Below are 16,995 nucleotides of genomic sequence, written 5' to 3' on the forward strand. Positions count from 1 at the left end.
GCCGCGGTCAAGCGGTCACTCACCCAGACCCATCCGTCGCAGGGCGATCCTGTGGGCCGCGGCCCGCACCGCATGGGTCAATGCCTGCAGAAGCTCCCCACCCGCGGAATAATCCGGCGGGGCCAGATTATCCACGCGCTGCGCGCGGGTCTGCTCGGGCGTATCGAAATCGCCGTCCTTGTCGATGGCGATCGTCAGGCCGCCGGCCTGCCCCAGGAACCCGAAGGCCTGCAGGTCGGACGCGCCGTCGCCCAGATAGATCATTTGGTCGAAAGGACAGTGCATGTCGCCCGGATCGACCGGATCGACCGCGCGTTCGGGGGCGTTGTCGCCATCGACTGAAATGCCCTTGCCCAGCGCCTCCAGGTACAACGCCTTCTGGGGGTGGCCGATGATGCGTTTGACGCCCGAAAAGACGCCGTCGTCGCCGTCTTTCCATGCCCCCGCCAGGATCCGGTCGAACACGGGCCCGATACCGCTCGCCTCGATGATCTCCACGAAGCCGGAGGACAGGATGACGAATTCCAGCTCGACACCCTCCACCACCTCGGCCACTTCCGCGCGGAGGCGGTCTGGCATCTCCATCACACCGTCATACAGCCTGATGTGCTTGGCCGCGTCTGCCATGACGTCCCGGCCCAACGGCCGACCGCGGGCGCGTCCCAGATCGATCAGGGCCTGACCCCGGCGAATGATTTCGTCCCATCCGTCGCCCAGCGCCTCCTCGAAGTCGCGTTCCCAGTCGGATCGGTCGATGTCGTAGGCGGCGCAGATCGCCTCGACGGAATCGGTGGCCAGCGTCCGGTCGAAATCGAACGCCAGAAGGATGCGGGGGATATGGGGATGTGTTGCAGACATGGGGCGACATTTAGGGCCGCCCCATGCGGAGTCACGTCACTCGGGCATTTCGATCCAGCGCAGCACCAGGAAGTTGTCGGGCCGCTGCACGACTTCCATTCCGGCCTTCACGCCCCAAACCAACGGCTGGATATAGAGCGGGACATAGGCCATCTCGTCTGACGTTATCTGCACCAATTCGTCGATCATCGCCTGACGCGCCGTCTCATCGATCTCGGCCTGGATCTGCGGCAGCAATTCATCGACGCGCGCGTTGGAATACCCGCCGAAGTTCCACGACCCCAGCTTGGCCTCCTCGTCCGGCGTCGCCAGCAGGAAGCGGATGGGATGTTCGGCGTCAAACGTGCCCGGCGACCAGCCCAGCAGGTACATGTCGTGATCCTCGGCGCGCAGTGCGGGCCAGTAGTTCGCGACCGGCATCGTCTCGAACAGGGGCTTCAGGCCCACCTGCGCCAGCATCGTGTTGATCGCGGTGCAGACAGCCTCATCGTTGAGATAGCGGTCGTTGGTGCATTTGAACGAAAACGCGAACCCGTCGCCGTATCCGGCTTCGGCCAGCAGGGCCTTTGCGCCCTCGGGGTCGTATTCCGTCGGGCCGACAGCCTCGGAAAAGCCGCGCAGGCCGGGTCCGATCAACTGCGTCGCCTGTTCGGCGGATCCGCGCATCACCGTCTGAAGAATGGCGGGCACGTTGATCGCCTTGGCCACCGCCTGCCGCACGCGCACATCGGCGAAAGGATTGCCCTCGCCCCCGGCGATCAGCGCATCGGCATCATGCGGGAACCCCAGCATGATGACCCGCGCCTCGATCCCCTGGATCGTGTCGACGCCGTCCGCATCGGCCACGCGGCGCACGTCCTGCAACGGCACAGGCTCGATCAGGTCCAATTCTCCGGACAGCAGGGCGGCGACCGCGGTCGCGGAATTCTGCACCGGCGTATAGACGACGGAGGTCACATTGCCGCGATCCTCTCCCCACCAGCCATCGAAGGCCTCCAGCTCGGTCTTCAGACCCGGCTGGCGTTCGGTGATGCGGTAGGGGCCCGTACCGTTGGCGTTCAGCGTGGCGAAGTTGCCCTGCTCGATGTTGGGACGCTCCGCCCCGTTCGTCTCGGCCCAGCCCTGGTCCATCATCATCCAGTTGGCGATACCGTCCACGAAGATCGGGTTCGGCGTTTCGGTATAGAATTCCACCGTGGTCGGATCGACGATCTCGACCCGGTCGACCCCCGCGAACCAGCTGGAGGTATCCGACTGCTCGGAGGAGGCGCGCTCATAGCTGAACAGCACATCCTCGGCGGTGAAATCCTCTCCGCCGTGGAACTTGACGCCCTCGCGCAGGGTAAAGCGCCATCCGGCCCCGCCGTCGATCGGCTCCCAGGCGGTGGCCAGGGCCGGCTCGATCTCCATGCCGCGGCCGCGCCGCACCAGACCCTCGTACACGTTGCCCAGCAGGCTGAAGACCGGGGCTGAATTGCCCGCGTTCGGATCCAGCGTGTTGGGGTCGGACGTGGTGGCGAAACGCAGCTCCGCCGCCCCCGCCGGAAGCGCCGCCGCCAAAATGGCCACCGTCAGTATCGATCGCATGTCTGTATCCCCACCATGATTGTCCGTGTCAGGATGACGCCAGTGGGCATGGGGTCAAGTCCCGGATCGCTGTTTCGCCCCATCCGCGCGGGCGGGCCGGAACACTTGCTGGTGACCAGCATCGTGGACGCGCCGCCCGTCGAGCAGCGCGGCATAGTGATCGCGCAACGTCTCGGCCCCGTATTCGGGGGTCGCGTCGGCATCGTAGGTCCGGGTCGCGGCATCCCACACCAGCATCGACTCCCGCGAATAATACCGTCCGATCCGCGCCAGTTCGGCCTTGGCCCGCAAACGCGGCACGACCCGCCCGGCCAGCGTCAGCCCCGCGACGATGGCGTCCATCATCCGGGTCGGCAGATGTTTCGTCTTTACCGGTCGATCCAGCAGATCCGACAGGATCGCGACCTGATCCAGCGGCGTGATCGCCGGACCCGGCCCGCCGATGGGCAGGATGGCATTTCGCGCCGACGGATCGATCAGCGTATCGGCGATAAAGGCCGCCAGATCGCGGTCGCCGATCGGTTTGCATGCCGTTGCGCGCCCGTTCCCGAACACCAGGAACGGCTTGCCCGCCCGCACCCGCGCGACCTGTCCCGACAGTGACTTGAAGAAAGCCGTCGGTCGCACGATCGTCCAGTCGAGGCCGGAGGCGCGCAAGTCACCTTCGAACGCCAGCTTGGCATGTTGGAACGCCAGTTCGGGCTTTTGCACGCAAATCGCCGAAAGCAGGACGAACCGTGTCGCGTCGCAGGCCCTGGCCGTTTCCAGCACTGCCAGGTTCGCCCGATGATCCACGGCCCAGGCATCGGTCGCCACGCCGGTGCGCGACGCGATGCAGGACACCACGGCATCGAACCGCGCGCCATCCGGCACGGCGAGAGACGCTTGCGCGGCCTGCGGCAAGTCGCCGGGATCGTGCCGCACCAGGCAGGTGACGTCGTGGCCCCGCCCCGCCAGTTCGGCCGCGACCGCCCGGCCGATGGTGCCGGTCGCCCCGGCCAGAAGGATGCGCAATTCGCTCATGCCTGACGATTGCGAAACGCCGCGCCGGGCGCAAACGAAAAGGGGCACCCACAGGTGCCCCCTTCCACGATGTCGAGCGGTCTCAGTTGACCGAGAAGTGCTTGAACTTCGGATCGTCTTCCGGGCTGACCTCGGTGCCGACGCTTTCGGTCATGCCCCAGTTGAGGACCTGGTGGTGCAGCGGCAGATACAACTGCTCGTCCTGCACGACGTTCCAGATTTCCCCGATGGTCGCGTTGCGCGCGTCCAGATCGGTCTCCGACGACAGGCTGACGATCTTGGCGTCCACGTCCGCATTCGAAAATCCGGTCGGGTTCCACGATCCGCGATCGCCTTCCTTGCTGTGCACCAGGAAGTTGAAGACGTATTCGCTGTCGTAGGTCGGTACGCCCCAACCCAGCAGGTACAGATCGGTCGTGCCGTTCTGGATCAGCGGGAAGTGCAGCGCCTTGGACTGCGCGTTCAGGTTGATGGTGATGCCGATCTGGCCCAGCATCCCCGCGACAGCCTGACAGATCGCTTCATCGTTGACGTAGCGGTCGTTCGGGCAGTCCATCTGCACCGTGAACCCGTCGCCGTATCCGGCTTCGGCCATCAGCGCCTTGGCGGCCTCGACGTCCTGGGGCTGAACGGCGTCCAACTCCTCGGTCCAGCCGTTGACGAAGGGCGGCGCGATCATGCCCGCGGGCTGCGACTGGCCGCGCATCACCACCTGCCGAATGGCATCGCGGTTGATCGCCAGGTTCATCGCGCGGCGCACGTTCACGTCTGCAAATGGGTTCGCCCCGTCGACGTTGTCACGCTCGATATCGTCGGCCCCCATATTCATGCCCAGGAAGATCACGCGGTTCTGCGGCGCGGTCTTGACGACCAGCCCCCCGGTCTCGCCCACGCGGCCCAGGTCCTGAACGGGGACGTCCTGAATGAAATCGACCTCGCCCGACAGAAGGGCGGCGACACGCGTCGCGGCGTTCTGGATCGGCGTGTATTCGATCGTGGTGTAGCCCAGCGGGAATTCCCCGACGCCCCAATAGTCGGGGTTCGCCTCCAGCACGGTTTTCACGTCCGGCTCCCGGCTGGCGACGGTATACGGCCCGGTGCCGTTGGCGTTGGTGGCGGCGAAGGTCGTCTCGCCGTTGGCGATGTCCTGCACGGACACCACGTCGTTGGCTTCCGCCCAATCCTTGTCCATCATGAACAGGTTGGTGAAGTTCGCTGGCAGGATCGGATTCGGCCCGTCGGTGACGAATTCCACAGTGTAATCGTCGACCGCGCGGATTTCCACGATGGAGGTCAAAAGCTCCTTCATTGCGGAGGTTTCGGATTTGGCCCGTTCAAAGCTGAAGACGACGTCCTCGGCGGTAAAATCGGCCCCGTCCGAGAATTTCACGCCTTCGCGCAGATTGAACGTCCAGACGTTGGGATCGCTTTCCGAAGGGGCCCAGTCGGTCGCCAGCGCCGGCTCGAACTCGCCGGTGACGTCGCGGATGATAAGCGGCTCATAGATCTGATGGGCCAGCGTATGCGTCGGCCCTTCGTTCTGGGCGTGCGGGTCCAGCGTCAGGCTGTCGCCCGCGCGCGCCCACTTGAGCGTCGTCGAATGCGCATCGGCATAGGCCCCGGTCGCCAGCGTAGCGAGCGTAAGCATTGCGGTCGTGCGTAACATGAACATCGTGTTCTCCCGTGTTGGTTCGTGCCCTCTGTCGGGGCTCATGCCGCGGAGGGAACAGGGTTTCGCAGGCGGGTGCAAGGGGAGGCGGCGGTCGTGCACGGACGTTTCCCCTCGGTTTTGATCGGATCTTTCCGATCGCCGCGGTGGAATTGTTCTCGACGTAGGCTCCGCCACCCGGAGGCACCCGATGTCCGGCCGCCCCCGGTTGACAGGTCAGTCCTTGCCGGTCGCCTGGCTCATCGTCTTGGGCGCGCCGGTGGCCATGTCCGTTCCGGTGTACTCGAAACCGGCTTCCTTCCAGGCGCCAAGCCCGCCGGTCATATGCGCGATCCGGTCGACGCCGCTTCGAAGACATTGCGTCGCGACCTTGCCCGACCGCACCCCGGACCCGCAATGGAACACGATCCGCTTATCCGCCTGGCTGGGCATGTGGTTCGGCTGGAACGCCTGCATGGGGGCAAGCAAGGCACCCCCGATCCGTTCGACGTTGAACTCCTGCGGGGTGCGCACGTCGATCAGGATGATCTCGTCACGCTCGAAGGCGGTCCTGACCTCTTCGGGCGTCCAGTGTTCCAGAATGCCATTTTCGGTCTTTTCGGTTTCCATGTCGCTCTCCCTAGAATTTGTTCATTGGAATTTTCAGATACCGGCTGCCGTCGTCCTCGGGCTCGGGCAATCGGCCCGCACGGAGGTTCATTTGCAGGACGTGCAGCATCCGGTCCGGCAGGGCGAGGGTCTTGTCCCGCGCCTCGCGCCGCTTCACGAAATCGTCTTTCGGTGTCCCGCCACCGATGTGGGCGTTGTGCCGACGCTGTTCGGCGACCGTCGATTCCCACGCGGGGATCGACCGATATTCGGTTCCGTAATCATGCCCCACGAACAGGCGGGTCTGCTCTGGCAGCTTCAGGATGCGCTGCAGGGAATCGTAGAGATCCGACGCCGTTCCACCCGGAAAGTCGGCCCTCGCCGTCCCGACGTCGGGCTGCATGAACGTGTCGTGCACGAAGGCGGCATCATCGCCGACGACATAGCTGACAGACCCCAGCGTATGGCCGGGCGACAGCATGACGCGCACCGACAATTCCCCGATCTCGAAGGTGTCACCATTTGCGAAAAGGTTGTCGAAATCCGCCTTCGGATCGAAAGCGCCCGGCATGTTGTAGGTGGCGCGCCAGAGGTCCGCGATCTCGATGACCTTCTCTCCGATCCCGTTGGGCACGCCCAACCGCTCCCGCAGGAGGGAGGAAGCCATCAGGTGATCGGCATGGGGATGGGTGTCCAGGATGCGGACAATTTCGACACCTTCGTGGTTGGCATACCGCAGGATGGCGTCCACGTTGTCCGAATGGGTCGACGCGCCCATCGGGTCGAAACCCAGCACGACATCGATCAACGCCGCCGTCCGGGTCTCGGGGTCGACGACCAGATATTGAATGCTGCCGGTATCGTCGTCGTAGAAGCCGGTCACCTCCGGAGAGCGGGGGCCGCGCGACGCGCTCGTGCGAGAAAACTTCATATTCGAATACCTCATTTCTATCGCAACGAACGATCGGGATCGAGAGTTCCGCGCGCGCCGGATCGTCGGGTCGAAAACCGGCTGTATCAGCGCCTCACCGCTGCTCGGTCTGCCACTCCGGGTGTATCCAGGGTTCCGCATTCGACCGCGGCAGGGACCGTCCCAGAATATGATCCGACGCCTTTTCGCCCACCATGATCGACGGGCCGTTCAGGTTGCCGTTGGTGATGCGCGGAAAGATCGAACTGTCCGCCACGCGCAGCCCATCGACACCGATCACCCGGCACTGCGGATCGACCACGGACATCGGGTCGTCCACGGCACCCATCTTGCAGGTGCCGCACGGGTGATAGGCCGACTCGACATGCTCCATGATGGCCACATCCAGTTCGGCGTCGGTTTCGACGTCTTCGCCCGGCTGGATCTCGTGGCGGCGATATGGGGCGAAGGCATCCTGCGCAAAGATCTCTCGCGTCAGGCGGATACAGGTGCGGAAATCCGTCCAGTCCTGCGGATCGGACATGTAATTGAACAGGATCTTCGGCGCATCGGCCGGGTTGCCGGACCGCAGTGTCACGCTGCCCCGCGACGTCGATCGCATGGGGCCGACATGGGCCTGAAACCCGTGCCCTTCGGCCGCCGCCTGACCGTCGTAGCGGACGGCAAGAGGCAGGAAGTGATATTGGACGTCCGGGTACCGAACCCCCGCGCGCGACCGGATGAACGCCGCGGATTCGAAGTTGTTCGTCGCCCCCGGTCCGGTCTTGGTGAACAACCACCGCGCCCCGACATAGGCCTTGCCCAGCAGGTTCCAGTATTTGAACAAGGTCACCGGCTGCGACGCTGCCATCTGGATGTACATCTCCAGGTGATCCTGCAGGTTCTGACCCACGCCGGCGCGATCGACGCGCACGTCCAGCCCATGCTCACGCAGATGCGCGCCGGGGCCGATGCCGGAATGCATGAGCAGTTTCGGGGAGTTGATCGAACTGGCGGCGATGATGACCTCCGCCCGCGCCTCGATCAGTTGCCCCCCCGCCAGCCGAACGCCGGTGGCGCGACCGTCGGTGAATTCGACCCGCTCGGCCATGCCCCGGATCACGTCGCAACGTCCGGTGGCACGGGCCGGCTTCAGATAGGCGTTCGCGGCGGACCATCGGATGCCGTTGTGCACCGTCTGCTCCATCGGGCCGAAGCCTTCCTGCTGCTTTCCGTTGTAATCATCGGTCACCTGATACCCGGCCTGCGCACCGGCATCGACGAATGCCTGATACAGCGGATTTTCCCGCGTTCCGCGCGACACATGCAGCGGCCCGTCCGTGCCCCGCCACGTCGGGTCGCCGCCGTGGCCCCCGTCGTGCCAATGCTCCATCCGCTTGAAATACGGCAACACGTCGGCATAGGACCAGCCGGCCGCGCCGCTTTCCTCCCAATGCTCGTAATCCAGCGCGTGACCGCGGACATAGACCATGCCGTTGATGCTGCTCGACCCCCCAATGACCTTGCCGCGCGGCGTGGCAAGGACCCGGCCGCCCAGGTGCGGCTCGGGCTCTGACTGAAAGCCCCAGTCATACGTGGACATGTTCATCGGAAACGACAGGGCACCGGGCATCTGGATCAGCGGCCCCATGTCGGTGCCGCCGAATTCGATCACCAGAACGGATTTCCCTGCTTCGGCCAGGCGATAGGCGATCGCGCAGCCGGCACTTCCGGCACCCACGATGACATAGTCGGCGATGGTTGTGGTCATGCGTTCAGATATCCAAGCAGGAGAGACAGGAATGCGCCGACGTGGACGACCATGATCGCGCGGTCGTTCCACATCACGCCCACGGCGAACCACAAGGCGATGCCGACGATGAACGCGTAGATGTTCCAAGGCGTGTAATTCAGGCCGGTCAGGCCATAGCCGACAAGCTGGATCGCGGTCGCAACCCATTTGACCAGATCGACCGGCGCGCGGGGCGGGGTCTGCGGGGGGATGACAGCCATCAGAACGCCGCCTCGACAGGCCCCATGCCGACGTAGATCGTCTGCGCCTCGGTATAGTGATCCATCGCCATGCGCGCATTCTCCCGCCCGATGCCGGACGCCTTGGATCCGCCGAAGGGCATGCCCGCGGGCGTCAGGTTGTACTGGTTGATCCAGACGGTGCCCGCCTCGAACGCGGTTGCGACGCGGTGCGCGCGTGCCAGATCGCGGGTGAAGACGCCCGCCGAAAGGCCGAATTGCGTGTCGTTGGCACGGGCCAGCGCTTCCTCCTCCGTGGCGAAGGACAGGACGGACATGACGGGCCCGAAAATTTCCTCGCGCACGCACGTCATGTCGTCGGTCAGATCGGTCAGGACGGTCGGTTCGATCCAGAAACCGTCACGATCCAGACGCTGTCCGCCGTGGACGGCGGCGCCCTCGTCCCGTGCGGTCTGGATGTGGCGCAGCACGATCTCCATCTGGGCCTGCGTCGTCATCGGCCCGAAATTACTCGCCTCGTCCATCGGATCGCCGATCGTCGCCGCCCCGATCCGCGCCTTCAGTCGTTTCAGAAAATCCTGAAACATGCCGTCCTGCACGAAAACGCGCGTCCCGTTCGAACACACCTGCCCCGAGGAATAGAAATTGCCGTTGATCGCCCCCGACACCGCATCGTCGATATTCGCGTCGTCGAACACCAGGATCGGGGATTTGCCGCCCAGTTCCATCGTGACGTGTTTCATGCCTTCAGACGCGGCGGCCGCCACCTTGCGCCCCGTCGGCACCGACCCGGTCAGCGAAACCTTGGCGACGCGGGCATCGGTGGTCAGCGCGGACCCGACCTCGCCCATGCCCTGCACCACGTTGAACAGGCCCGCGGGCAATCCCGCCTCGTGCAGGATCTCCGCGACTTTCAACGCGCAGAGCGGCGTCGTCTCGGAGGGTTTGAAGACCATCGCATTGCCCGTGACCAGCGCCGGGGCCCCCTTCCAGCAGGCGATCTGCGTGGGATAGTTCCAGGCCCCGATCCCGACGCAGACCCCCAGCGGCTTGCGGAGCGTATAGGCCCAGTCGCCGCCGAACTGCATCGTCGTGCCGGTCACATCTGCGGCCAGACCGCCGAAATACTCCAGCGCATCCGCCCCGCTGGTCGCATCGGCAACAAGGGTCTCCTGCAGGGGTTTTCCGGTGTCCAACGTCTCCAACACGGACAATTCGCGGTTGCGGTCGCGGATCAGGTCGGCGGCGCGACGCAGGATGCGCCCCCGTTCCACCGGGTCGGTCGCGGCCCATTGCGCCTGCGCCCGGACGGCAGACTCCAACGCCCGATCCACGATGGCCGGCGTCGCGGCGTGGACGGTGGCGATCGTCTCTCCGGTCGCGGGATAGATCACGGGGATCGGCGTGCCGGCGGCATCCTCGACGTAGTCTCCGTCGATGAAGTGGCTGGCCTTCGGCTGGGCATTCGGCAGGGTCATTGTCTCTCCGCTCGGGGCTATCCCCGTCTTTGTTTCGTAAATATCCCGGAGGGGATGCGGGGGCTGGCCCCCCCGCCACGTTCAGTCCCTGGGCGCGCGCTGATTTTCCTCGAGGACGTTCAGGTCCATGTGGTTGCGCATGTACCGCTCGCTGGCCACGCGCAGGGGCTGGTAATCCCAGGGGTAATACCCGCCCTGGCGCAGCGCCTCGTAGACGATCCAGCGGCGGGCCTGACTTTCGCGCACCTCCGCGTCGAAACGGTCAAGGTCCCAGCGCGCATCGGCGTCGGCGCGAAAACGGGCCAGCGTCTGGGCGTGGGTTGGGTCACCGGTAAGGTTGATCAACTCGTGCGGATCGGCGTCGAGATCGAACAACTGCTCGGGGTCGAGATTGCATTTCGTGTATTTCCACTGCTCCTGTCGCAACGCGACAAGCGGCGCGTAGGAGCCTTCGGCGGCATATTCCATCGCCACCGGCGTCGTCCGCGCACCGCCCTGACCCAGGTGCACCAGCGACTCACCGGTCGTCCAGGGCTCCACCTCCGACATGTCGACCCCGGCCAGATCACAAAGGGTCGGGCAGACGTCGATGTTGCTGACAGGGGTGAGGTCCAGCCCCGGTTCGATGCCGGGCGCGCAGATCATCAGCGGCACGCGGGCGGAGCCTTCGAGGAAGGACATCTTGTACCACAGCCCCCGCTCGCCCAGCATATCGCCGTGGTCGGACACGAACAGGATGATCGCATCCTGCCGGGTATCCTCCAGCACCTTCAGGGTCTCGCCCACTTTGGTGTCGAGATAGGAAATATTGGCGAAATAGGCGCGGCGGGACCGGCGGATATCCTCCTCGGTCACGTCGAAGTTGCCCCGGTCGTTCGCGTCCAGAATACGCCTCGAATGCGGGTCGTGATCCTCGTAGGGCATCTCTGCGACGGGCGGCATGAGATGCTCGCAATCTTCGTAGAGATCCCAGAACTCCTTGCGCGCGACATAGGGGTCATGCGGGTGGGTGAAACTCGCCGTCAGGCACCACGGGCGGGCGTCTTGCCCCCGCGCATAATCGTAAAGCTTCATCTTCGCGAAATGCGCGACCTCGTCGTCATATTCCATCTGGTTCGTGATCTCGGCCGTGCCGGAGCCGGTCACTGACCCCATATTGTGATACCACCAATCGATGCGTTCGCCGGGGCGGCGATAATCCGGAGTCCAGCCAAAATCGGCGGGATAGATATCGGTCGTCAGCCGTTCCTCGAATCCGTGCATCTGATCGGGGCCGACGAAATGCATCTTGCCCGACAGGCAAGTCTGCCACCCCGCGCGGCGCAGGTGATGCGCGTAGGTCGGGATGTCAGAGGCGAATTCGGCCGCGTTGTCATAAACCCTGGTCCGCGACGGCAGCAGGCCCGACATGAAGCTGGCGCGGCCCGGCGCGCACAGCGGCGACGCGGTATAACAATTGCGGAACCGCCGCGACTTCGCCGCCAGTGCCTTGAGGTTCGGCGCATGAAGCCAGTCGGCGGGGCCATCGGGGAACAGCGTTCCGTTCAACTGATCGACCATCAGGATCAGAATGTTGGGTTTGGTCATGGTGCCAGCCCCCGCTCGATGTAGTCGGTTACCAGCGCGACCGACCGGTCCGTCGCCAGCTCCGTCCGGCGCAGGGCCTGACGCATATAGAGCCCGTCGATCAGCGCGCCGATTCCTTCGGCCAGCGTGGCCGGATCGTCCGTCAGGGGCCGCAGCGCGTGAACCAGGTTCGACCGCAGCCGCGCGTGATAGACGTGCAGCAGACGGCGCGTGTCCGCATCGCCATGGGCCTGCACATAGAAGTTGAGCCAGGCGGCCACCACTTCGCGGTCGAAGTTGTCGGGCCCGAAACTGGCCCGGACGATCGCATCCAGCCGCGCGCGCGGCGTTTCCGCCTGCGCCATCGCGCGCCGCGCGTCAGCCCCGAAATCCGACAGGATGCGCCGCATCGCGGCCAGCAGCATCCGGTCCTTGGATCCGAAATAATGATGGGCCAGCGCGGGCGACATGCCGGCGCGTTTGGCGATGCGGGCCACGGTGACGTCCCGCGCGCCCGATACGGCGATTTCTGCGATGGTCGCGCGGACCAGCGCTTCGCGGCGTTGGGGTTCCATTCCGATGCGGGGCAAGACACTCTCCGGGGGGTGGACGTTGCGCTGACGGAAGCAACGTGTTTTTAATTGATCCGTCAATCAATAAACGGCCTCAAGGCTAGAACGTCAACAACCGGGAGATCTCGACATGACACGCTTCTTCACTGCCGCCTCCATTCTCGCCCTGAGCGCGGGGACCGCGATGGCCGATGCACACGCCGACTGCGGCGAAGTCGTCTTCGCCGATGTAGGCTGGACCGACATCACCGCGACCACGGCCGCCACGACGACGATTCTGGACGCGCTGGGCTATGAGACGGATGTGAAGGTCCTGTCGGTGCCGATCACCTATACCTCCATGGCCGAAGGCGACATCGACGTCTTCCTGGGCAATTGGATGCCGACGATGGAGGCCGACATCGCCCCCTACCGCGACGCGGGCACGGTCGAGACGCTGCGCGCAAATCTGGAAGGCGCGAAATACACGCTGGCCGTCAACAAGGCCGCCGCAGACCTTGGCATTGCGTCCTTCGGCGACATCGCGGCGAACGCCGACGCGCTGGACAGCAAGATCTATGGCATCGAGCCGGGCAACGACGGCAACCGCCTGATTCAGTCGATGATCGACGGCGGTGCCTTCGATCTGGCCGACTTCGAAGTCGTCGAATCGTCGGAGCAGGGCATGCTGGCGCAAGTCGACCGTTTGACCAAACGCGACGAGCCCATCGTCTTCCTGGGGTGGGAGCCGCATCCCATGAACGCGAACTTCGACCTGACCTATCTGGAAGGCGGCGACGACTTCTTCGGCCCCGACCTGGGCGGCGCGACGGTCTATACCAACACCCGCACGGGATACGCATCGGAATGCGAGAATGTCGGCGCGCTGCTCAACAACCTCGAATTCACGCTCGCCATGGAGAACGAAATCATGGGGGCCATCCTCAACGACGGCACCGACCCCGAGGAGGCCGCGGCGACATGGCTGAAGGCCAACATGGGCGTTCTGGACGCATGGCTGGATGGCGTGACCACGCTGGACGGCGGCGATGCGAAAGCCGCGGTCGAAGCCGCTCTTCAGTAAACATCGCCAATCGGAGGGGCTTTCGTTGACAGCCCCTCCCCGCGAAAGGAATGGCGATGGACTGGCTGACCGAAAACAAGATCCCGCTGGGCAAAGGGGCGGCCGCCGTCTTCGACTGGCTGCAGGACGTCGGGCAGCCGTTCTTCGACGGGCTTGCCCTGGTGATGGAAGCGATGATCGACGCGATCCTGTGGGTGATGCAGACGCCGCATCCCTTGATCGTGATCGCCGTCTTCGTTGCCTTCACGTGGTTCATGCAACGGTCCTGGAAGGTCTGTTTGTTCGTGGCCCTGGGGTTCTTGTTCATTCTCAATCAGGACTATTGGGAAGAAACGACGGAAAGCCTGACGCTCGTCCTGTCGGCCTGCGTCGTCTGCATGGCCATCGGTGTCCCCATCGGCATCGGCGCGGCGCACCGCCCGCGCCTCTATGCGTGGATGCGGCCCGTGCTGGACCTGATGCAGACCCTTCCGACCTTCGTCTATCTGATCCCGGCGATCGTGTTCTTCGGCATCGGCATGGTGCCCGGCCTGATCGCGACGGTGATCTTCGTGCTGCCCGCGCCGATCCGACTGACGCATCTTGGCATCTCCTCCACGCCGACCGCCCTGACCGAAGCGGCACAGGCCTTTGGCGCCACACCGCGCCAGACGCTGTGGAAGGTGGAGCTGCCCTACGCCTTGCCGCAAATCATGGCCGGGTTGAACCAGACCATCATGCTGTCGCTGTCGATGGTGGTGATCGCGGCCCTGGTCGGGGCCGACGGGCTGGGCGTGCCGGTCGTCCGCGCGCTCAATCAGGTCAACACCGCGCTGGGGTTCGAGAGCGGGTTCATCATCGTCGTCGTTGCGATCATGCTGGACCGGATGCTGCGGATGGAACGCAAATGAAGATGTCCGGGGCCTGTCACTGCGGCGCGGTGCAGTTCACCGTCACATTGATAGACGGTCTTGCCACGGCGCGCCGCTGCGATTGTTCGTTCTGCGCGATGCGCGGGGCCGTGGCCGTATCGGCCCGACGAAACGATCTGACGGTGACGCGGGGCGAAGACGCGTTGACGCGCTATACCTTCAACACCGACACGGCGCAGCATTTTTTCTGCAAGCATTGCGGCATCTACACCCATCATCGCCGCCGGTCGAACCCTGACGAGCTGGGCGTGAACCTGGCCTGCCTGAAGGACCAGACGCCGTTCCTGCCGGTGGTCCAGGTGCGCGACGGCCGAAACCATCCGACCGACACAAGCGGCGCGCGTCTGGCCGGCGTCTTGCGGTTCACCAACGCGGGGGACGCGCGATGACACAGACAGACCCGAAACCCGCCGTCGAATTCGACAATGTCTCGATCGTGTTCGGCAACCGGCCCGACGCCGCCCTGCCCCTGATGGACGCGGGCAAGTCCCGGCAGGACGTGCAGGCTGAAACCGGTCAGGTTCTGGGCGTCCACGATTGCTCTCTCACCGTCAACGAAGGGGAGATCCTGGTCCTGATGGGTCTTTCGGGGTCGGGCAAATCCACCCTGCTGCGGGCGGTCAACGGCCTGAACCCGGTGGCGCGCGGCGAGGTTCGGATCGACGACGGCGATGCCATGGTCAGTGTCACCCACGCCAAACCCGCCGAGTTGCGCCGCCTGCGCCAGTCCCGCGTCGCGATGGTGTTCCAGCAGTTCGGCCTGCTGCCCTGGCGGCGGGTCCGCGACAACGTGGGTCTGGGGCTGGAACTGGCGGGCATGTCCGCGTCCGACCGTCGGGCGGCGGTGGACCGGCAACTGGATCTGGTCGGCCTGACCGACCGGGCCGATGCGCTTGTGGGTGAATTGTCCGGCGGGATGCAGCAGCGCGTGGGCCTGGCCCGCGCCTTCGCCACCGATGCGCCGATCCTGCTGATGGACGAGCCGTTCAGCGCGCTCGACCCTCTGATCCGCACACGGCTTCAGGACGAACTTCTGGAGTTGCAGGAGCGTTTGAAACGCACCATCGTCTTCGTCAGCCACGATCTGGACGAGGCATTCAAGCTGGGCGGGCGCATCGCCATCATGGAAGGCGGGCGCATCATTCAATGCGGAACGCCCGCCGACATCTTCAACAATCCGGTCAACGACTACGTCGCCGACTTCGTGGCGCATATGAACCCGCTGGGCGTTCTGACGGCGGCGGATGCGATGGTGGATGGCACCTGCGAGGGGGAGCAGATCCCGGCGACCCTGCCCGTCAAGGACCTGATCCTGCTCTGCGCCCAGCGCGAAGGCCCGATCCCGGTCGAACGCGGAGGGGCAGTCGTCGGTGTCGTCGACCGGCAATCCGTGCTGGCCCGGTTGGGCCGCTAGGGCGTCGCCCTTGGCAATCACCGGCTCACACGCGATGGTTGCATAACCATGTCGGGGGAACAGATGGCAAAGACACAATTCGCGGTCGAAATGGGCATGGGCACCGACCTGCGCGGGGCCGATTACACCAAGGCGGCCTGCCGCGCGGTGCACGATGCGCTGCACCGCAATTACCTGACCGTGGCCGACGCTTTCGGATTCGGGAAAGACGCGATGATCGTCGACATACGGATCGGCGTCGGGCAACCGGGCCGTGTGGATCTGGACGCGGTCAAGCGCGAAGCCCCCTACGGCCAGGTTTCGGCCGAGGCGGTGAAGGGCGGCGCGGACCTCGAGATGAACGGCAACCCGGTGATCGTCGCCAACGCCATCGTCTCGGTATCGTTCGACGTGGAGCGGACATCATGACCGAACAGCCGCTGATCCTGGAAATGGGCATGGGCGCGGACGTCCACGGCCACGACATGACCAAGGCCGCCTTGCGCGCCGTGTCCGACGCGATCCGCCATTCGTCGCTGACCCTGTTCGGAACATATAAACATCCCGGCGAGATGCGGGTGGAGGTGACGATCGCAGTCCCCTTCCCCGACCAGGTCGACCGGCAGGCCGTCGCCGATGCCCTGCCTTACGGCATCATCGACGTCACGGTGGTCGAGGGTGGCCTGCACGACCGGGGCATGGGCGGAAAAGAAGACATCACGCTGGCCGTGGCCGGCGTGAAGGCCTTTCTGGACACCGGTGAACACGGCTTTGTTCCGACGGCGGGGGCCTAGAGTGCGGCTCAAAGGTCAGGCCGCATGAAGGTCGGCGTCTGCGTCACCCCCGGCACGTTCGAAGTGCAGGATCGGCCCGCCCCCAAGGTGCCTGACGGCTGGGTCCTGCTGGACATCTGCTCGGTCGGGATATGCGGGACGGATTATCACATTCTGGAGGGCAAGCACCCATTCCTCGCCTATCCGCGCATCATCGGACACGAATTGTCGGCGCGGGTGGCGCGCGAGGGACACGGCTGGACGCGCGGCGATCTGGTGGTGGTGAACCCCTATCTGTCCTGCGGCACATGCCGGGCCTGCCTGCGGGGCAAACCCAACTGCTGCAGCCGGATCGAGGTTCTGGGCGTTCACCGCGACGGCGGACTGGCCGAACACTTGGCCGTGCCGTCCGGCAACCTGATCGCCGCCACGGGCCTGACCGTGCGCGAAGCGGCGATGGTCGAGTTTCTGGCCATCGGGGCCCATGCCGTCGCCCGCGCCGCCGTCGCGCCGGGCGACCGCGTTCTGGTCACGGGGGCCGGGCCGATCGGGCTGGGCACGGCCCTATTCGCCCGGATCGCGGGGGCAGACGTGACCTTCGTCGACCTGTCG

Annotated in this window: 18 protein-coding genes; 7 read left to right on the forward strand and 11 right to left on the reverse strand. The window is 65.0% G+C overall.

Annotated features, from left to right (window positions below; all coding sequences use genetic code 11):
* Nucleotides 1-15 precede the first annotated feature (15 nt).
* The 11 genes from JDO7802_RS05580 to betI all read right to left on the reverse strand — a co-directional run bounded on the left by JDO7802_RS05580 (nucleotide 16) and on the right by betI (nucleotide 12,246).
* Nucleotides 16-858 carry a hypothetical protein gene (locus tag JDO7802_RS05580; RefSeq protein WP_055083497.1) on the reverse strand — a complete coding sequence of 281 codons (843 nt, stop codon included), beginning with the start codon at nucleotides 856-858 and terminating at the stop codon, nucleotides 16-18.
* A 36-nt stretch (nucleotides 859-894) separates the two neighbouring features.
* On the reverse strand, nucleotides 895-2,445 hold the full coding sequence (locus JDO7802_RS05585; RefSeq protein WP_055083499.1) for an ABC transporter substrate-binding protein: 1,551 nt from the start codon (nucleotides 2,443-2,445) through the stop codon (nucleotides 895-897).
* Between the two features lie 54 nt (nucleotides 2,446-2,499).
* Entirely contained in the window at nucleotides 2,500-3,468 is a 969-nt protein-coding gene (locus JDO7802_RS05590) for an NAD(P)H-binding protein (protein WP_055083501.1), read from the reverse strand.
* An 82-nt stretch (nucleotides 3,469-3,550) separates the two neighbouring features.
* Nucleotides 3,551-5,134 carry an ABC transporter substrate-binding protein gene (locus tag JDO7802_RS05595; RefSeq protein ID WP_055084734.1) on the reverse strand — a complete coding sequence of 528 codons (1,584 nt, stop codon included), beginning with the start codon at nucleotides 5,132-5,134 and terminating at the stop codon, nucleotides 3,551-3,553.
* A gap of 219 nt (nucleotides 5,135-5,353) precedes the next feature.
* Entirely contained in the window at nucleotides 5,354-5,746 is a 393-nt protein-coding gene (locus JDO7802_RS05600) for a rhodanese-like domain-containing protein (protein ID WP_055083503.1), read from the reverse strand.
* A 10-nt stretch (nucleotides 5,747-5,756) separates the two neighbouring features.
* The gene (locus tag JDO7802_RS05605; RefSeq protein ID WP_055083505.1) at nucleotides 5,757-6,656 is read right to left on the reverse strand and encodes an MBL fold metallo-hydrolase; all 900 of its coding nucleotides are present in this window, start codon (nucleotides 6,654-6,656) and stop codon (nucleotides 5,757-5,759) included.
* A gap of 94 nt (nucleotides 6,657-6,750) precedes the next feature.
* Entirely contained in the window at nucleotides 6,751-8,406 is a 1,656-nt protein-coding gene (betA, locus tag JDO7802_RS05610; protein ID WP_055083507.1) for a choline dehydrogenase, read from the reverse strand.
* Nucleotides 8,403-8,648 carry a DUF6552 family protein gene (locus tag JDO7802_RS05615; protein WP_055083509.1) on the reverse strand — a complete coding sequence of 82 codons (246 nt, stop codon included), beginning with the start codon at nucleotides 8,646-8,648 and terminating at the stop codon, nucleotides 8,403-8,405. Before JDO7802_RS05615 ends, betA begins: the two co-directional genes overlap by 4 nt.
* Nucleotides 8,648-10,105 (reverse strand): betaine-aldehyde dehydrogenase, encoded by a 1,458-nt coding sequence (gene betB, locus JDO7802_RS05620; RefSeq protein ID WP_055083511.1) that lies wholly within the window; start codon nucleotides 10,103-10,105, stop codon nucleotides 8,648-8,650. Before betB ends, JDO7802_RS05615 begins: the two co-directional genes overlap by 1 nt.
* A gap of 81 nt (nucleotides 10,106-10,186) precedes the next feature.
* The gene (gene betC, locus JDO7802_RS05625; protein ID WP_055083512.1) at nucleotides 10,187-11,692 is read right to left on the reverse strand and encodes a choline-sulfatase; all 1,506 of its coding nucleotides are present in this window, start codon (nucleotides 11,690-11,692) and stop codon (nucleotides 10,187-10,189) included.
* Entirely contained in the window at nucleotides 11,689-12,246 is a 558-nt protein-coding gene (betI, locus tag JDO7802_RS05630; RefSeq protein ID WP_245624123.1) for a choline-binding transcriptional repressor BetI, read from the reverse strand. The genes betC and betI overlap by 4 nt, the downstream gene beginning before the upstream one ends.
* 127 nt (nucleotides 12,247-12,373) lie before the next feature.
* On the opposite strand from betI, the gene choX reads away from it, so the two are divergent.
* The 7 genes from choX to JDO7802_RS18395 all read left to right on the forward strand — a co-directional run.
* Nucleotides 12,374-13,306: a choline ABC transporter substrate-binding protein gene (gene choX / locus JDO7802_RS05635; RefSeq protein ID WP_055083516.1), complete on the forward strand. Its 933-nt coding sequence runs from the start codon at nucleotides 12,374-12,376 to the stop codon at nucleotides 13,304-13,306.
* 56 nt (nucleotides 13,307-13,362) lie between these two features.
* Nucleotides 13,363-14,196: a choline ABC transporter permease subunit gene (gene choW / locus JDO7802_RS05640; protein ID WP_055083518.1), complete on the forward strand. Its 834-nt coding sequence runs from the start codon at nucleotides 13,363-13,365 to the stop codon at nucleotides 14,194-14,196.
* A gap of 2 nt (nucleotides 14,197-14,198) precedes the next feature.
* Nucleotides 14,199-14,606 carry a GFA family protein gene (locus tag JDO7802_RS05645; protein ID WP_222836401.1) on the forward strand — a complete coding sequence of 136 codons (408 nt, stop codon included), beginning with the start codon at nucleotides 14,199-14,201 and terminating at the stop codon, nucleotides 14,604-14,606.
* A complete protein-coding gene (gene choV, locus JDO7802_RS05650) occupies nucleotides 14,603-15,631 on the forward strand; it encodes a choline ABC transporter ATP-binding protein (RefSeq protein ID WP_055083522.1) in 1,029 nt (342 codons plus the stop codon). Before JDO7802_RS05645 ends, choV begins: the two co-directional genes overlap by 4 nt.
* A gap of 63 nt (nucleotides 15,632-15,694) precedes the next feature.
* Entirely contained in the window at nucleotides 15,695-16,039 is a 345-nt protein-coding gene (locus JDO7802_RS05655; RefSeq protein WP_055083524.1) for a Lin0512 family protein, read from the forward strand.
* Nucleotides 16,036-16,404, forward strand: coding sequence for a Lin0512 family protein (locus JDO7802_RS05660; RefSeq protein ID WP_055083526.1), 369 nt, complete (start codon nucleotides 16,036-16,038; stop codon nucleotides 16,402-16,404). Before JDO7802_RS05655 ends, JDO7802_RS05660 begins: the two co-directional genes overlap by 4 nt.
* Nucleotides 16,405-16,428: 24 nt before the next feature.
* A partial coding sequence (locus JDO7802_RS18395; protein ID WP_222836396.1) for an alcohol dehydrogenase catalytic domain-containing protein occupies nucleotides 16,429-16,995 on the forward strand: 567 nt, incomplete at its 3' end.

The organism is Jannaschia donghaensis (assembly GCF_001403795.1).
Classification (GTDB): Bacteria; Pseudomonadota; Alphaproteobacteria; order Rhodobacterales; family Rhodobacteraceae; genus Jannaschia; species Jannaschia donghaensis.